This is a genomic window from Abyssisolibacter sp. ZYX002 (genome assembly GCF_056892235.1).
Map to the genome: position 1 here is coordinate 1,225,399 of NZ_JARMXH010000001.1, position 19,546 is coordinate 1,244,944.

Below are 19,546 nucleotides of genomic sequence, written 5' to 3' on the forward strand. Positions count from 1 at the left end.
TCGTATAAATATAAAACTGACTCAAGCAAATTCTCTTGAATCAGTTTTATATTATTATTCTTTACTTATAGCTGTCTCTTTTTCTACATCTATTGCTGTAACTTCATTTATTTTGTTAGATAGTATTTCTTTTATTTCACTATTGCTGATATTTTCAGGGAAATATAGGATTATCCTTAATGTATCTGCTGTATAGCTCACATCATACATCATCCCTTGTATATCAAAGCTTGACATCTGTTTTTCACGTTTTACATACTCTCGTGTCATTTCTTTGTTTAACTTCATTTTCATCTCGCTAACACTGCCATGATAATTAAACATCAATGGTATAGACTCATATGGATTCACTAATTGTCTTATATTACTATATCTTTGTTTGAATTTCTCATCTAGAGACAATGTTACAAAGTTTATATTATGCTCTAATGATGTATTAATCATATCCTCTATATAGCTATATATATCATATTTTATTGTATTAAAATCTATTAAGAGTGGTATGAAATCAACGAATGCACCAACATAATCATAGTAATTTTGCTCTTGATAATTTCTGCCGTAATAAAACATCAACATTGGTAATGTATCTGTATTAAAGTACCGTCTTCCCAATTCTTCTAATAATATTACTGATAGTTCAAACATTTTTTGCGTATTATCAGTGATATCTGCATGTCTCATATCAAAGTCTATTAGGAAAGATTTTAGTTTGTTTTTGCCAATTAAGTTGGTTATACTTCTATTTACTTTACTAAATTCATCTAACCTGTACTTCTCTATTATATCTTCCTCTGTTATGTTAATTGGCCCTCTATTAATCTGCTTGATATAATCATTATAATTCTTGTGTGAATCAAGTATTTTATCACCATTTTTGAGTTTTCTGTAATAATCCAATATATCTTTTTCTATCACTTGTCCACTCATTTCATCAAATATACTATGATGTAGTGCTACCCTTATGTGATACAATTTATTGTTCTCTTTTACTATCAAAATTCTATATAGTATATTGCCTTGATTATTATATTTGCCATAGTAGAAATCAGAAATTATATTCTTTAGAATATTCGTTCTCGTCATACCTTCATATATTGATAAATCTATAAAAGGAACTTGTATGTCAATAATATCTTCTCTTTCATCCCATATATGTCTATCATTCTTTTGCTTCAATGCACTTCTAAGTAAAGAGTGTTTATTGATTACTTTTAATATACTCTCATTTAGTAAACTTATATCTACATATTCTTTTAGAAGTATAGCTATCCCTGTATATATAGCTTTGGACGCTAAAAATGCTCTTTGAACTGATGATATAATATATGTTTGTTTTATTCTATTTCTTAGTATATTAGCTTCATATGCATCAAGTTTCTTTAATATTTCATCTTTAACTTCATAGTAATACTTTATCTCATTTCCTTTCTTTAGATTTAATAATTTTCTTTTATTTACACTACTTAAGTCGTCTACTTCTACGATATAGTGTGGTTGACTAGACGCATGTACTTCATCTGATATAAACTTATTTAATGTTTGAATATCTTTATGGTTACTTCTTTCTACTACTAGTAATTTATATATGTCTTCTTCCACGTTTTTATAAACATATTTACATTTAAGATTGATTTGTTGCAGTATTTTATTCTCAATCTCAGTTTCATCCGACAACTTTGATTTTGCACTACCAAAATCAAGTGCTTGACTAAGTTTCTTGATAGTCTGATATTTAAATATATCACTTATATTAGTATTTATATTAGCTTTTTTTAGTAGTGATGATATTTGTATGGCTTTTAATGACTGTCCTCCCATTTCAAAGAAGTTATCATTTATTCCTATGTTATCTATTCCTAGTACTTCTTTAAACACCGATACTAACATCTCTTGTTCTTTGTTTTCAGGTTTCTCATATAAACTACTCTTATATCTAGCTATTGGATCAGGTAGTAACTTTCTATCTATCTTACCATTTGGACTTAGTGGCAATGAGTCTAAGAATACAAAATAAGAAGGTATCATATACTCTGGCATATAATCTGATAAATACTCTCTTATATCAGCTATACTCATATCATCATTGGATTTCACTATATAACCACATAGGTATTTTTCATAGCTAATATCTGTATTTTCTATTACTACCACATCTTTGACATCATTATATGATAAAATCTGATTTTCAATTTCTGATATCTCTATTCTATAACCTCTTATTTTGACTTGGTTATCTACCCTTCCTAAAAACTCTATTTCTCCGTTTGGAAGCCATCTTCCTAAATCTCCACTCTTATATAATCTTCCTTTATTGTTTATATGATTTGCTACGAATTTTGTGTCTGTCAATGTTTTATTATTATGATAACCTCTACCTAAGCTATCTCCTGCTATACATATTTCACCAGCTACTCCTATAGGTACTAATCTTAAATCGCTATCTAATATATATATCTGTATATTGTTTAGTGGTCTACCTATTGTTATATGTGTATCTTCTGATAAATTTTTTACTGTTGCCCATACTGTAGACTCTGTTGGGCCATAAAGATTATAAATACTTGCATCTGTTTTTCTCTGTAATGTATCGAGCAAGTCACTTGGGAATGAATCTCCTCCAATCATAATCTCTCTTAACTTATTTGTGAACTCTAAATCTTGATCTATCTCAATAAGCGCTCTGAGCCTAGCAGGTGTTGCTGACAACATGTCTATGTTATTTCTAATAATCATATCTTTTATCAGATAAGGATTTTTTTGCTCTTTATTACTTGCTATAACCACTTTTACTCCATTTATTAATGGTATCAACATTTCAAATATAGACAAATCAAATGAAACAGTCGTAATCAATCCAATAGACTTCCCACTTGCAAAATCTATATGCTTTGTTATAGCATTATTAAAATTGTAAAAGTTCCTGTGCTCAATCATTACGCCTTTTGGCTTTCCTGTAGAACCAGAAGTATAGATAGTATATGCTAAAGCACTAGGTGCAATCTTTATATCAGGGTTTTGAGTATTCCCATCTATTATATTTATATCGATAATCTCTCCATCATAGTTATTTAGATTTATTGACTTCATTAATTCCTTTGTCGATATCAATATATTTGTATTGCTATCTTTGAGTATATAACTTATACGATTATTAGGATAATTTATATCAATAGGTAAGTATGCTCCTCCTGATTTTAGCACCCCTACTATAGCGATAACCATCTCTAGTGATCTATCTAATAATACTCCTACCAACCTGTCTTTTCCTACACCCTTTATTATTAAGTCGTTGGCTATTTTATTAGCTCTTTCGTTAAGTTGACTGTATGTTATCTTACTATCTTTATATACTAAAGCTATACTATTAGGAGTTTTCATCGCTTGATTCTCAAATAACTGCTTCATATTAATTATATCTTCGTGTTTTACAAAAGTACTGTTAAATTCGTCTATAAGCTTTGTTTCTTCTTTTTTAGAAATAATGTCTATATTTGCTAATAGTAAATTAGGTTCCTCTACTATACTCTTTAGTATATTTACAAAGTGATTACTAAGCCTGTCTATAGTCTCTTTCTTAAATAGTTTTACGCAGTATTCTATATTAAATGTTATACCATTACTGTCTTCCACAGCTGTTAAAATCATATCAAGTCTAGATGTATTATCACCTATATTGAAGTTATCTACTTTCAATCCATCTAATTCCATTTTAGTTCTATCCATATTTTGTAATATGAACATAGTATCAAATATAGGGTTTCTACTAGTATCTCTGCTTAAATCTAACTTCTTCACTAATTCTTCAAACTGGTAATCTTGATTCTTAAATGCACTAATAGACGATTCTTTAACTTCCCTTAAAAATTCTGTAAATGTTTTACTTCCTTTTGGTGCATTTCTCATAATTAGTGTATTAACAAATGTTCCTACGGTTTTCTGAATATCTTCATGAACTCTTCCTGCTATAGGACTACCGACTATGATATCTTCTTGAGAGCTATATTTGTAAAGAAGCACATTATATGATGCTAACAATACCATGTAAAGAGTACAATTATTATCAATAGCTATGTCATATAGTTGTTGCTTAAGCTCATTGTCTATTCTAAAATCAATGCAATCTCCTTCAAAACTTTGCATTGCTGGCCTCTGATAATCTGTCATCATATTTAATACTGGTATTGGTTTTTTCAATACTTCCTTCCAATAGTTTTCTTGTATCTTTAATTTATACGACTTCAATCTACTTTTTTGCCATATAGCAAAGTCTTTATACTGAGTTTTAATAGGTTTAAGCTCCCTTTTGTTATATAACTGAGCAAACTCTGCTAATAAAATACTTATAGACATACCGTCTGATACTATATGATGCATGTCAATTACTAATACATGTTCATCCTCTTTTACTTCTATCAACATTGCTCTAAACAGTGGTGCTTTGCTTATATCAAATGGTCGTATATATTGATTAATAATATTTTTAATTTCATTAAAATCACTTTTTGCATATTCTAATTCAAAATCTACATATTTACTTATAACCTGTACTGGAGTATTATCAATCATCTTGAAACTAGTTCTAAGTGATTCATGTCTGCTTATGAGTTTTATGAAACTATTTTTTATGAGTTCTTTGTCTATGTTTCCTTCTATTGTAAGTGCCATAGGTATGTTATAGTTCGTATTACTCCCTTCTAGGTCGTTTAGTATAAACATCCTCATTTGCGAAGAAGATAGTGGATAGTACTCTCTTTCTGAGACTCTTTGAATAGGACTATAAATACCTTTTGCATTTTTCTTTATATACTCTGTTATTTCTTTAATTGTAGGATTACTGAACACTACTTCTAATGGTACATCTACTTTCAATTCTTTTGATATCTTATTAATTAAAAGTGTTGCTTTTAATGAGTGTCCTCCTATTTCAAAGAAATTATCGTTTATACCTATCTTATTTATATCTAGTAGCTCTTGCCAAATACTTTGCATAATAATCTCTATATTATCTCTAGGTGACTGGAAGCTATTGATATCTATTTCTCCTTGTGGCTCTGGCAATGCATTTCTATCTAACTTTCCGTTTGGTGTAAGTGGTAATTTATCTAGTTTTATATAATATGATGGTAACATATAACTAGGAAGCTCTAAAGCAAGGAATTCTCTTATGTTTGATATAGTTAACTCATTGCTACTCACTATATAGCTACATATATATTGCTCTCCTACCTTATCTGTTCTCACAACTACTACTGCCTCATTTATGTCCTCATGTTTTAATAATCTACTTTCTATTTCTCCAAGTTCTATTCTATAACCTCTTATTTTCACTTGAGTGTCTATCCTTCCAAGGAACTCTATGCACCCGTCATGAAGCCATCTGGCCTGATCACCTGTTTTGTATATTCTGTTATTATTACATATGCTATGCTCTATAAACTTCTCTTTTGTTAGCTCTTCTTTATATAAATATCCTCTTGCCAAACACTCTCCGCCAATACAAAGCTCTCCTTTTACTCCTATCGGCACCATATTATTGCTCTTATCTAATATCAATACGTTTGTATTAGCTATTGGCGTTCCGATATTTATATCATGTGTATTAGTTAAGTCTTTAGTCGTAGACCATACAGTAGTTTCTGTTGGACCGTACATATTATATATCCTAGATTCTTTTGATATACTCTTTAATTTAGTCAGTATATCTCGCGAAAATACTTCCCCTCCAACAACTATGACTTTTATATTACTTAGTGACTCTCTTGCTTTATCGTCACTTAATATCATTCTTAACCTTGAAGGTGTAAGCTGTAAACATTCTACTTTATTTGATACTATCAAGTTACTTATATCTCTAGAAGATTTACTTTCTTTTTTATTTGCAAGTATTACTTTTAACCCCTTTGTTAGAGGTAATAATGATTCTAGTACAAATATATCAAAAGATATGGTTGTAAGTGATAGTATGTTATTTAATCCATCAAAATTTATTCTATCCATCATTCCTACTATAAAGTTATGAATAGTTTTGTGCTCTATCATTACTCCTTTTGGTTTACCTGTCGAACCTGATGTATAGATTACATATGCCAACCTTGATGAATCACTGGCATCAATTATGTCTATATCTTTTATAAAATCTACTTCATCTACATTGATATAATTCCTTATTTTTATATCATCTAAAAAGCTTACTGTCTCCGTACTTATTATAAGTATTTGAATTTTAGAGTCTTCTATCATATACTTAATTCTTTCTTTTGGAAAATCTGTATCTATTGGTAGATAAGCGCCTCCTGCTTTTAGTACCGCTAGCATACTTATAATCATTTCTATAGACCTATCTACTAATATACCTACTGTACTTTCGTTTTTTACTCCCTTTTCTATTAAATCATTTGCTAGGATGTTGGCTTTATCGCTAACTTCTCTATATGTTATACTTTCTTTGCCACAAACTATTGCTATATTATTTGGTGTTTTTCTAACCTGCATATCAAATAACTGATTTATTGTAAGCTTTCTTTGATACTTTGTTTTTGTGTTATTGAATTTATTCATTATTATATCTATTTCTTTTTCTGTAATCATATTGATATCTTTAAGTAATCTATTAGGATTGTCAGTTATAGAGTTTATTATTTGTTTGAAATGGTCAGCCATAGTTATTATGGTTTGCTTCTTAAATAACTCGCTACAATACTCTATCTCAAAGCTTACTGTATCCTCTACCTCCTCGGCTAAGAGTGTTAAATCAAATTTAGATACATCTTTGTTCATTTGATACTCAGTGCATTTGAAGTCTTCTATGTCTATTTTTGTATTTTCCATATTGAGCATTGAAAACATAACATCAAAAACTGGATTTCTACTCAAATCTCTTCTTAAACTTAGCTTGTCTATTAACTGCTCAAATTGATAGTTTTGATTCTCAAATGCTCTAAATGCATTGACTTTCACATTCTCTAAAAACTCTATAAAACTCATATCTCTTTTTGGGAAATTTCTTAATGCTAGTGTATTAACAAACATGCCCACAACATTCTCTACATCACCATGTATCCTTCCTGATATAGGTGTTCCAACAATGATATCATCTTGAGAACTATATTTTGATAACATCACATTGTATACTGCTAGCAATATCATAAACATTGTGCATTTATTATCTTTTGATAACTCTCTGAGTTTCATAGTAGTTTTCTTATCTATTTTAAATCTATAAGTCTTCCCTATATAGTTTTGCATCTTTGGTCTAGGATAATCAGTAACTATATCCAGTGTTTTAATTTCTCCTTTTAGAGTATCAAGCCAATATTTTTCTTCTCTAATCATGTCATCTGTTTGCAAATATTTATTTTGGAAATGAGCAAATTCTTTATATTGTATAATATTTTGTGGTAGTTTTTCTCCTTTATATATACTAGCAAATTCCTTCAATAATATTCTAACTGACATTCCATCAGATACTATATGGTGCATATCAAACATAACTATATGCTTATCCATAGCAATCTTTATAACTATCACTCTAAATAGTGGTGCTTTTGATAGCTCAAAAGGCTTTATAAACTTATTAATATCTACTTCTTCGTCGGCTTTTAGATATGTTACTACACTGGGGATATTTGTATGAACTTTTTGTACAAGCTTATCATCTTTTATATGGAAAGACGTTCTTAGAGTTTCGTGTCTTTCTATTAGCTGATTGACTGTATAATCTAATAATTCTTTGTTTAAACAACCTTCTATCAAAACAGCCGATGGCATATTGTAACTTATGCTCTTTTGATCCAATTCCCATAGTGTATATATTCTTCTTTGTGATGACGATACATCATAATACTCGCTTTTTTCTAAAAGCTGTATATCTTCATAACTGTTTCTACTCATATTGGCTATATACTCTGATATTTTAGCAATCGTTGAATATTTAAATATATCATTTATAGACAGCTTCACTTTAAATATCTTATTTATTTTAGCTGCCATAATAGTAGCTTTTAATGAGTGTCCTCCTAGTTCAAAGAAGTCATCGTTTATACTGACTTTGTCTAACTTAAGATTCTCTTTCCATATATCTGCTATAACTTTTTCAGTATCGTTTGTTGGCATAACATACTCTACTCCAGTGTTTATAACTTTAGATGGTAATGGTAATCTTTCTTTATCTATCTTCCCATTATGATTAAGTGGTAATTTGTCAAGTACGACAAAGTATGAAGGTACCATGTAATCTGGTAGTGTCTTTAATAAATGCTCTCTAAAATCTTTAACTGTCATCTTGCTATTTGAAACTATAAAAGCACAAAGATATTTATCTCCTACTTCTTCATTTGCTAACACAACAGCTTCTTTGATAGCATCATGCTTTAGTAGCTTACTTTCTATAGCTCCTATTTCTATACGATACCCTCTAATCTTGACTTGTTTATCAATCCTACCAAAAAACTCTATATTGCCGTCATCTAGCCATCTACCTATATCTCCTGTCTTGTACATCACTTCATTATCATATGGATTCTTGATAAATTTTTCATGTGTTAATTTTTTTCTATTATGATAACCTCTGGCTACCCCTTTACCTCCAATATAAATATCACCTTTAATACCTATTGGCTGAGCTTTGAGTTTTTCATCAAGTATATACACCTTATAGTTTGGTATAGGTCTGCCTATAGGTATTACTTCCGATTCGTTATCTCTACATTTATAATACGTAGAGCAAACTGTTCCTTCTGTAGGGCCATACATGTTGTATACCTTAGCATATTTTATGATATTACCAAAGTATTCTTTCTTAAGCACATCACTACTACTTAGAAAAACATCCACACATCTCATAGGTTCTAAACTATTAAACTGGCTTAATATAAATGGTGAACAGCTCAATATTGATACGTTATTCTTAACTATAAGCTCTCTAAGTTTATGAGCTTCTTTAACTATGCTATCTTCTGGTATTACCAACTTTCCTCCCACTGTAAGTACTGTAAACACTTCTTCTACAAATCCATCAAAAGTCATAGAAGCTTGTAATAATGTTGTGGAATTTTCGTTTATGTTATATAACTTGTTAAATGATTTAATATATGATATTACGTTTCTATGCTCAGTCTGTATACCCTTTGGTTTTCCCGTTGTCCCTGAGGTGTAAATTATATATAGTAAATCCCCAGCTGTACTAAGAGTAACTAAATCTTCTTGTTTTTCTTCTTGTGTACAATCTAAATGACAAATCTCACTCGCTATAGATACTGTCATATTTTCCTCTTTTAACAATATTATCTTAGGTTTACAATCCTCTATAATATTTTTAATCCTTTCATTTGGATAGTTGATATCTATTGGCAAGTAAGTAGCTCCTGATTTTATGATACCTAGTATCCCAACAATCATATCAAATGACCTTGGCATCATTATCCCTACTACATCCTTTGTTTTTATGCCTTTATTTCTCAACATATGCGCTACTTTATTAGCTCTTTTGCTTAGTTCATCATAAGTTATATTTTCTCCTTGATATACTAATGCTACATTGTGTGGCGTTTTTGCTACCTGCTTTTCAAATAAATCTTTTATGGTATATATCTCTTTATACGGTGTTTGCACTCCTTGGAAATCTTTTGTTATCAATTGCCTCTCATCATCTTTTAATATATTTATATCTGCTATCTTAATATTATGGTCTAATGTAATTTCTGTCAGTACCTTTACAAATCTTTCTTTTAATCTATCAATAGTTGAAGCTTTATATAATGATGTACTATACTCTAATATACAATCAAGGTAGTTATTGTCTTCTTTTATTTCTAATGTAATATCAAACATTGTTGTATCGTTATCTATGTCTAATATTGATATTTTCAAATCATCCGTATTCATATCTGGATACTGCATGTTTTGCATTATAAACATTGTGTCAAACAGAGGATTTCTACTGAGGTCTCTTTTTATTTTAAGCTTTTCTACTAACTCTTCAAATGGATATTGTTGATTTTCAAATGCATCTAGTGAGTTTTGTTTTACTTCTTCTAAAAAATCAACAAATCGTTTATCAGCTTTTGGATAATTCCTCATAGCAACTGTATTGACAAACATTCCAACCATACTTTCCAAATCTGGATGATATCTTCCACCTATTGGTGAACCTACTATTATATCTTCTTGATGTGAATATTTAGACAGTAAGATGTTATATGCACTTAGTAACACCATGTAAAGAGTGGTTTCTGACTTCTCACATAAAACTTTTAATCTTCTTGTAAGATTCTCATTTATTTTAAATCTTCTACAGCTACCTTCAAAGTTCTGAATTTTAGGTCTTGGAAAATCTGTTAATATATCTAATACCTCTACATCTGTTTTTAGTGTTTTTAACCAAAACTCTTCTTTTGACTTCATTTGTTTAGAATCTAACATCTTATTCTGCCAAGCTGCAAAGTCTTTGTAATGCAACTTTACTTCTTGTATGTTACATCCTTTATATAAATCAAAGAATTCTTTTATCAGTACTGATATAGATATACCATCTGATATTACATGATGGATGTCAATTATCATAACATGCTTATATTCATTAACTTTTACTAATGCTACTCTCATTAGAGGACTTTTGTGTAAATCAAACGGCTTTACAAAGTCTTTAACAATTTCATTTATTTCCTTATTCCCTAGCTCTATCATTTTTATTACAAACTCGTAGTTATCATGTATAATCTGTACAATATCATCATTCACTATGTCAAAGCTAGTTCTCAGTGATTCGTGCCTTTCTATAAGTTCTCTAAATATTCTGTTTATTTTATTTAAATCAAGATCTCCTTTTATTTCTACTGCCCTAGTAATATTATAACTTGTATTTTCTGTATCCATTTGGTTGATTGCTATTAAGCGTTTTTGTACTGATGATGCTTTATAATAATCTCTTTTTTCTTGTTTTACAATCTCTATGAAATCTTCACTATAAGTAGCTTTATTGATGTATTCTCCTAATTTTTTTATAGTTGTATTTCTAAATATCTCTTTTAATGGCACTTTTACACCTAAGTCTCTATATATTTGAGAAACCAGTGCTGTAGCTTTTAGTGAATGTCCTCCTAAATCAAAGAAATTGTCATTAATACCAATAGGGTTAACATCTAAAATCTCTTGCCATATCTTATTTAACTTATTTTCTATCTCATTTGTTGGTTTTATAAACTCATGATTTGTTTTTATATTTCCTTTTATTTCTGAGAGTAGCTTTCTATCAATTTTACCGCTGTTGTTAATAGGTATTTCATCTATTTGTATAAAGTATGACGGTATCATATATTCAGGCAAATATTTTATTAAGTAACTCCTTATATCTGCAACTACTAATTCTTTATCACTCACTATATAAGCGCATAGATACTTTCCTTGACTATCTGTATTATCTATAACTACTACTTTCTTGATATAGTCAAGTTCTAATAGTTGATTTTCAACCTCTGCTAGTTCAATCCTAAATCCTCTTATATTTACCTGATTATCAATTCTTCCTAAATATTCTATATTGCCATCTTCAAGCCATCTAGCCAAATCCCCTGTCTTGTATAAGACTTCATCTTTTTTAAATGGACTTTTTATATATTTCTGCGCTGTTAATTTAGCCCTATTTAAATATCCTCTTGTAACACCTCTTCCTGATATACACAATTCCCCTGGTACACCTATTGGTTGCAGGTTGTTATTACTATCTAGTATATATGTCTTATAGTTTGCAATAGGTTTTCCTATCGGGATATTGCTTTTCATTGTTTTCTCACATTTATAATACGTAGCACATACTGTTGTCTCAGTAGGTCCATAAGTGTTATATACATTAGCATATTTTATGAGGTTATTATAGTTATCATATTTCATTACATCTCCACCACATAAATATGTGTGGATGCTCTGATACTTGTATTTATTTAATTCATCTAATAATGGAGGAGAACAACTAACAATTGTAACCTGATTTTTATTTATAACCTTTGAGAGTAGCTCGATATCTTGTACTTCTTCTTTCTTGGTTAAAACTAATGTCGACCCATTTAATAGCGACGGATATACTTCTTCTACAAATGCATCAAATGAATATGAAGCTTGCTGTAATACTCTCTCATTCTCATCTATACTAAACTCTTCCTCAAATGCTTTTACATAAGCCATGAGGTTTTTGTGCTCTACCATTATTCCTTTTGGATTGCCAGTCGTTCCAGATGTATATATGATATATGCCAAATCACCTAGCTCATTTATATTTCTAATATCAGATCCCTTTTTGTCTATTTCGTCCAGCACATTAATAACTATTCCTTCATATGACATATTTGTGTTTGTTGAATCAACAAGCAGTAGCTTTGTATTACTATCTTTTAACATAAATTTTGTTCTCTCTAGTGGGAATTCAGGTTCTATTGGTAGATATGCACCACCTGCTTTTAGTATCGCCAACATGCCTATTATTCTATTGAATCCTCTCTTTACCATAATCCCAACTATATCATTTCGCTTTACTCCTTTTGTTCTAATTGTGCTAGCTAGAGAGTTGATTTTATCTACTAATTGTTTATATGTTAATCTATCATTTCCATCAATAATCGCAATATTATCTGGCTTTTGTTTTGCTATTCTTTCTAATAATTCATTTACTGTTACATTATAGGAATCTTTGTCTGTGTTATTAAAATCTATCGTTAATAGTTTAAATTCCTCTTTGCTTAATACATTTATGTCTTTGATAAGTATATTTTCATTCTTTATGATATTTTCTAATATATTGACATAGTGGTTTATTAACCTATATATTGTGTCTTTGTGGAATAAATCTGTGCAATATTCAAACTTTAGACGTATAACTTCGTCTATCTCTTCTGCCTCAAATGTCAAATCTAGTTTTGATGTCTTATGATTATACTCTACTAATTTTGATTTCATCCCCTCTACTTCAAAGCTTGGTATATCCATGTTTAACATGTTAAATACAGTATCAAACAGTGGGTTTCTGCTTAAATCACTGTGTATATTTAACTCTTTTAGTAGTTCTTCTATTTGGTAACCCTGGTATTTGTATAGCATCAAAAAGTTGTCTTTTACTTCCTCTAAAAATTCTGTGAAGCTTTTACTTCTATCTATTTTACTCCGTATAGGAAGTGTATTTATAAACATCCCCATTGTGTTCTCTAATCCTTCTATATATCTTCCTGCTACTGGAGTTCCTACTATTATTTCTTCTTGATTTGTATATCTATTTAATAATACAAAATAAGCACTAAGCATTATCATATAAAGTGTTGAATTGCTTGATTTTGCAAATTTTTTAAGTTTTTTAGTAGTTTCTCTATCTACATTATAGGTAACTACATCCCCTTTGAAGCTCTGTATCATCGGCCTAGCATAATCTAGTGGTAAATTCAAAACTGGTATTTCATCTTTAAATAGATTACACCAATATTTTTGTTGCTCTTTGTGCCAATGTTGTTCCTGACTTTTATTTTTGAATACACAAAAGTCTTTAAAATCATATTTAATCTTTGGCAATTCTATATCATTATAATAGCTTGCTAAATCTCTTATAAGTACACCCATAGAGCTTCCATCTGTTATGATATGATGAAAATCTATTATTAGAAGATAGTTATTATTTTTTAGTCTTGCTATCTTTACTCTAAATAGCGCCTCTGATGATAGATCAAATGGCTTTACAAATTTGTGTATCGTCTCTTGTATATCAGTTATAACATCATCAGCGTAGCTAATATCATATTCTATTTTTTGATGAATTTTCTGCATTAATTGATTGTTTACTAGATGAAATGTTGTTCTGAGTGCTTCATGGCGAGCTACTAATTTATCTAATGCTTTCGTAAACTTTTCATGATTGTAATCTGAATTTATCTCTAATGCTACTGGCAAGTTATAATTTGTATTCTTGTTATCTAGCTGATTTAGTACATAAAGCCTCTGCTGTGATGGGAGTGCAGGATAGTATTCATCATGCTCTGCTTTGACCAATTCTAAGGATACATGGTTATCGCTATTTTTTATATATTCTTCAAGTTGTATTATGGTTGATCTGTAAAGAAGTTCATTAAGCTGTATATTTACATTAAAATGTTTATTTATTTTAAGTATTAGCTCCATAGCTTTAAGTGAATTTCCTCCAAGCTCAAAAAAACTATCTTCTATGTTTACATTATTTACACCTAATACATCTCTGTATAAACATATAAGTTTTTTTGTTACTGCATTTAACTGTTTTTCATCATGTTTTACTTCTTCTATCGTGAAACCATTCATTTTTTGAATTAACTCTACAAATTTTCCATCTGTAAAGCTTTTAGCCATTTTATATCTTTGTACTTTCCCACTAACAGTTTTGGGAATCTCTTTTATAGGTATAACATAGCTTATATCTAAGCTTGTCCTCTTGTTAACTAACCTTTTTATTTTTTTTCTGATATCGAGAAAATCTTCTATGTTTTTATCAAATTGCACAAAAATTATAATATCATCTTTTTGAAGTTTTTCATTAAATACTCCTACCGTAGCTACTTGTAAACTTTCAAATCCCACTATATTTGTTATTACACGTTCTATGTCTTCTGGATAATAGTTTTGCCCATTTATAAATATGATGTCTTTTTCTCTACCTGTAACTATAAGCCTATCATTTCTAATAAAACCTAAATCACCAGTAATCAACCATCCATCATCTGTAAACATATCTTTTGTCTTCTCTATTTCTTTATAGTAGCCACTGGTTATACTTTTACCTCTAATTTGAATAACTCCAATCGTATTTTCATCTACTACTGTATTTTTATTGCATATTCTGACCTCACAGTCTTCTAATGCATATCCTAAATCTACAAATGTTACACTATCTTTATCTTTTTCACTAACCTCTTTAACTTTTTGCCCTACAGTAAGTGCATGTCTATTTAGATTTATCGCTTTCAATCCCTCACCAACTGGATTAAATGAAACAGCCAATGTTGCCTCTGCTAGCCCGTACACCGCAAACATTGATTTATTACTCAGACTGTATTTACTTAGAGCTTTCAGGAACATATTGCAATACTGCATGGATATAGGTTCAGCACCATTAAAAATTAAACGCACATTTTCAAAATTCCACTTATACTTTTTACCTGCATCTATAAACCTCAAAACATGTTTATATCCGAAATTAGGAGATACTAATGTTGTAACTTTATATTCGTTAGCTTTTTCTAACCACAAAAGTGGATTCTTTAAAAACAACATAGGATCCATTAGATAATGATTACAATCTACTATTATTGGCGTAAGATGAAAACCTATGAGTCCCATATCATGTGTAAGTGGCATCCAACTCAATGAAATATCTTCTTTACTAATTTTTGCAGCTTTTAATATACTGTTAGTATTTGATAACAAATTTTCATGACTTAGTACAACTCCTTTTGGATCTCCTGTTGATCCAGATGAAAACTGTACTAAAGCTGTATCTGTAAGGTTTGCTTCATATACTTTTCCGATACCTTTTCTATTTTGAATTTGTTCATATATTATAAACTTCTTAGCAATATGTGCTAGCTTTTCATTCTTACTAGTACTCATCATTCGCCTTAAGTTTGTTATTATACTCATGTTAGTGGCTATAAATGGTCTTTCTAGTTTTAGCCATATCTTCATAATTGTATTTATTCCTTCTTGATTTGCTCTAGGAATTACTGGAACTGGCACAATATTGCCTAATATACACGCCCAAAAAAGATAAACAAAATCTTCATTTTTTTCAGTTATCAATATTAATTTGTCTTGTTCTTTTATCCCAATTTGTTGTAATTGATATAATACATTTAGTGCTCTATCATATATCTGGCTATAGAACACCTCTTTATCTTGATTGTTTTCGATAAAAATCATTTTTGAATTACTACTTATTCTTTCCTTTATTATCTGTGCTAAGTTTTTATGCATAGTATAGACCCTCCTCACTGATAACCTCTTTAATCAATATTAAAACAGCCCTTAGGACTGCTAATTAAAATGATGTAAGTTGAATTAATTTACTATTCTGCTTCAAATAAAATCTTGCTTCGAGCAAAGAATATCCTTTACTTACTAGTTTATTTTGTATTTCCATCTGATATAAAACCTCTGCTGTATTTACATCTATTACCACAATTTCTTCAACATGTTTACCATCTATACTCATCACTCCGTATAGCTTATCTTTATATAAAGAAAAAAATCTGCCCAGTCTACTTGCTGTTACGGTTCCTTCTTTTGATTCTATTTTAATTTTCTTTGAGCCTAATAGCTTGAAATCCTTATCATAATAGTTTAGCATGGGTTTATATGTGTTTTTTTCGCTTGATAATACTACGTATACATCTTTATTTACAAATATCTTTTCTACTCTATCTTTTTGAAATATAGTCTCTGCATCGTTATTTTTTAAATTAAACTTTAAGAAGACTCCTTGTTCATCTGTAGTTTTATTAATTTCTTCAAAGTAAGAAGTTCCCTGTATATACATGTTGTCTTTTATAAACACTTGCTCTGGTCTCGTCGCTGCTGACTTTACATTAAAATCGTTAAACGGTATCTTTATTACGTCAACACTATAGTCATCTAAGTGTATTTTATATATTTCTTCTGAAAATATATAAACTGCTTCTTCTGTTAATTGGTATGAATATATTAATTTTTCCGATTCATGTTTTATGAGTATCTCTTTCACAGAATCATCGTATAATAAGCATACTTTCCAATTATCATCATAGTATGATTCATACATAAACAATTCCAATTTATCAGTACTCACATAATACATCAACTGACCATACGAATTACTCATAACTTCCCCTAATTCTAATTTATCTTTTAATTTATCTTCTGATTTTACTGGATATATATTAGCATAAGTCCTTTTATAATCTCCTTTGGCATCAAGCATAACTTTGTCTTTCCACAGATATGACACTGATTTGTTACTTACAAGTTCTTCATAGACAAAGTTTGCTACTACACTACTATCTTTTATTTTATCTATTTTAACTTCACTAACAATGTCTTTACTTTTATTTGCCCTACATCCAACTAAAGCAAATACTAAAGAGATTGCGCAAATTATCAAAACTATTTTGTTAAGCAACTTGTAACCCTCCTTAGAAATGTTTATTGTATATTCTAGCAAGGGCTGTCTTATGACAGCCCCTAGATTGATGACAAAGTCATCAAGATAGCAGACTTTAGTAAAAGTTCAATTTCAAGGCGTGTTAAAATTGAGTAGCAGAGCTTACTTAGAGGTAAGTGAGCAACGGAAATTTTAACACGGGCGCAGAAATTGGGTTTTTATCTACAGTCTGAAGGCTGTCTTATGACAGCCCCTAACTAAGCCTTTATCACTTTATAATAATAAAATAATTAGTCCAAATAATGTTACCAGCTATGGTTTCCTCCACCCCAGTTAATTTTTATTTCTATTCCATTTCGTCCATCTCCAACTATATCATTTGGATACATAGTAGTTGTAAAGAAGAATTTAGATGTCTTTAGTTTTATTCCTACAGATTTATATGCCTTATATATTAATGTAGCACAATTCATACTCGAGCTACCAACACTAGGAAAAGCACTATATTTTTTGTTAACTAAATTATATTTAGCGTAGCTACCTGCAGATCTTCTTTGTGATAGTGAAGCTGAATTTCTGTGATATATTCTCACTTTATAATACTTAGCCCAGCTATCTACTTTTTCTCTTTTACTTCTTACGTCTGGTCCTATAGCCTGTACAATGTATTTATCACCATTACTAGGGCAATCAGATATTATAGCTGCGTGTCCATGATTAACAAACCAAGTTTTTGAATCCTTTGTTACTAGCATGTCCCCTTCATCAGCATAGCTCTTAAGAGAGTTGAATTGTGCTTCTGTCATTTTCTTGCCACTTCCTCCTCCGCCACTACTATCACTACGTGCTGATAATCCTCCTTGTTTTAATAAATCAATATCAATGTCTATGCCCATATAATTAGTCAACTCTCCATGTTCTTTAACTAATTCTTTTAGTTGTTCAATAGGAATATTTGTGAATTCAGATAAACCTTCATAGTACCCTGGTAGTTTGGTTATGTCTTCTCCATAGTTGATTGCAAATGACATAGTTGTAAATACTATAACTACTGAAATCAATAAACTAAGTTTTACAATAGATATACCTCTTTTCATTTAATCCCTCCTTTTTGTGTATGCTAATTGCAATGATGTAATAAGTATCTTGAAAATTGTTTAATTTTTCCATAATGTATCTAAATTATATCTTATTTTCTATAATTTGTAAACTGTGTCTCCATAAACACTATTTTGTTTAATGAAAATCTATAAGTTCTTCATTAAGAAACTTAAATCAAATAAGATGTATATAGGTATGCAATATTTTATGTGTTTGCTATCATTAAAACCTGTTATCTGCTAAATTTACAGTATTGTTTTAATTATATTTATTATATAAGTGTGTCAAGCTATAGCATTTGTCCATACAATATAGTGAAAATACAAATATTCACAAATCAACTATTTAAAATGTAAAAGGAGGTTCCAACATGGCAACGTCATTATTTAAACTCGTAATGAATTCTACTACAACCACTACTACTAATGCTCACCCTGCAGTATCAAAGTATTTTTATAATGTACTTGTGCAAGATAAAGTATTAGATACTATTTCTATTCCTGCTACTCGTTTCACCGATGATGCTGGTAATACTATGACTGGTAACCTTACTACTATTTTAACTAATAATGGGCATTATGTACTAACCATAAATGCCCAAATGCAACAGTCTAGTTTATTTACTGTATCCGGCACTGGTTCATCTGTTGTTATAACTCAAGCATCTACAGTTCCTCTAGGTGCCCCTATAACACTGGCTGTTCACAATTTTAGCCCTATTTCATCTTCAATAACTACGGTAACCGGATAATTATATTCTTTTTTATAAAAAAACTGCTGTAACAAAGTTATAGCAGTTTGCTAGATTCCTTATTTTTGAAATAATAGGCAGTTTTCAAATCTTAGGTTTTGGGAGACTGCCGTTCTATTCTTCTATTCTTAACATAGAGTTATAAAATTTATAAAAAAGAGGGGGAACAGTTATTTCAACTTCATTGTATAAACTTGTAATAAATCCAATATCAACACCAACTACTGTTGACCCGCAAATAGCAAGATATTTTTATAATTTAGTGCCAAGTGATATAGTCAGTGGTACCATTACTATTCCATCTACAAGTTTTACAGATGATTGTGGTAATGCTGTAACTAGCAATCTCACTACCATTTCTCCAAATGGCGGATATTATCTTTTGATAGTGGATTCTGTTGTACGACAATCTGGCTTGTTCACAGTAGCTACTACAGGTTCTTCTGTTGTAATAACTCAGGCAAAATCAGTTCCTATAGGATCTCCTATAACTTTACTTGTAAATAACTTTGCTCCTGTTTCAACTTCTAAAGATTATATAACTTGATAAAAAT

General features: G+C 29.9%; 5 protein-coding genes. 2 read left to right on the forward strand and 3 right to left on the reverse strand.

Annotated features, from left to right (window positions below; genetic code table 11):
- Positions 1-54: 54 nt before the first annotated feature.
- The 3 genes from P3X86_RS05635 to P3X86_RS05645 form a co-directional block, all read right to left on the reverse strand.
- Positions 55-15,978 (reverse strand): amino acid adenylation domain-containing protein, encoded by a 15,924-nt coding sequence (locus tag P3X86_RS05635; RefSeq protein WP_483291653.1) that lies wholly within the window; start codon positions 15,976-15,978, stop codon positions 55-57.
- A gap of 64 nt (positions 15,979-16,042) precedes the next feature.
- Positions 16,043-17,158, reverse strand: a complete 1,116-nt coding sequence (locus tag P3X86_RS05640; RefSeq protein WP_483291654.1) for a hypothetical protein — start codon at positions 17,156-17,158, stop codon at positions 16,043-16,045.
- Positions 17,159-17,445: 287 nt separating this feature from the next.
- Entirely contained in the window at positions 17,446-18,237 is a 792-nt protein-coding gene (locus P3X86_RS05645) for a YiiX/YebB-like N1pC/P60 family cysteine hydrolase (RefSeq protein ID WP_483291655.1), read from the reverse strand.
- A 374-nt stretch (positions 18,238-18,611) separates the two neighbouring features.
- Here P3X86_RS05645 and P3X86_RS05650 point away from each other — a divergent pair, with 374 nt between their 5' ends.
- Together P3X86_RS05650 and P3X86_RS05655 are read left to right on the forward strand one after the other, a co-directional pair.
- Positions 18,612-18,992, forward strand: a complete 381-nt coding sequence (locus P3X86_RS05650; RefSeq protein ID WP_483291656.1) for a DUF4183 domain-containing protein — start codon at positions 18,612-18,614, stop codon at positions 18,990-18,992.
- Between the two features lie 184 nt (positions 18,993-19,176).
- Entirely contained in the window at positions 19,177-19,539 is a 363-nt protein-coding gene (locus P3X86_RS05655) for a DUF4183 domain-containing protein (protein ID WP_483291657.1), read from the forward strand.
- The last annotated feature ends 7 nt before the right edge of the window (positions 19,540-19,546 follow it).

Bases quoted from the DNA above. Each gene is read 5' to 3' on its own strand.
- P3X86_RS05650 (WP_483291656.1), top strand. From the start codon at position 18,612: ATGGCAACGTCATTATTTAAACTCGTAATGAATTCTACTACAACCACT.
- P3X86_RS05635 (WP_483291653.1), bottom strand. From the start codon at position 15,978: ATGCATAAAAACTTAGCACAGATAATAAAGGAAAGAATAAGTAGTAAT.
- P3X86_RS05645 (WP_483291655.1), bottom strand. From the start codon at position 18,237: ATGAAAAGAGGTATATCTATTGTAAAACTTAGTTTATTGATTTCAGTA.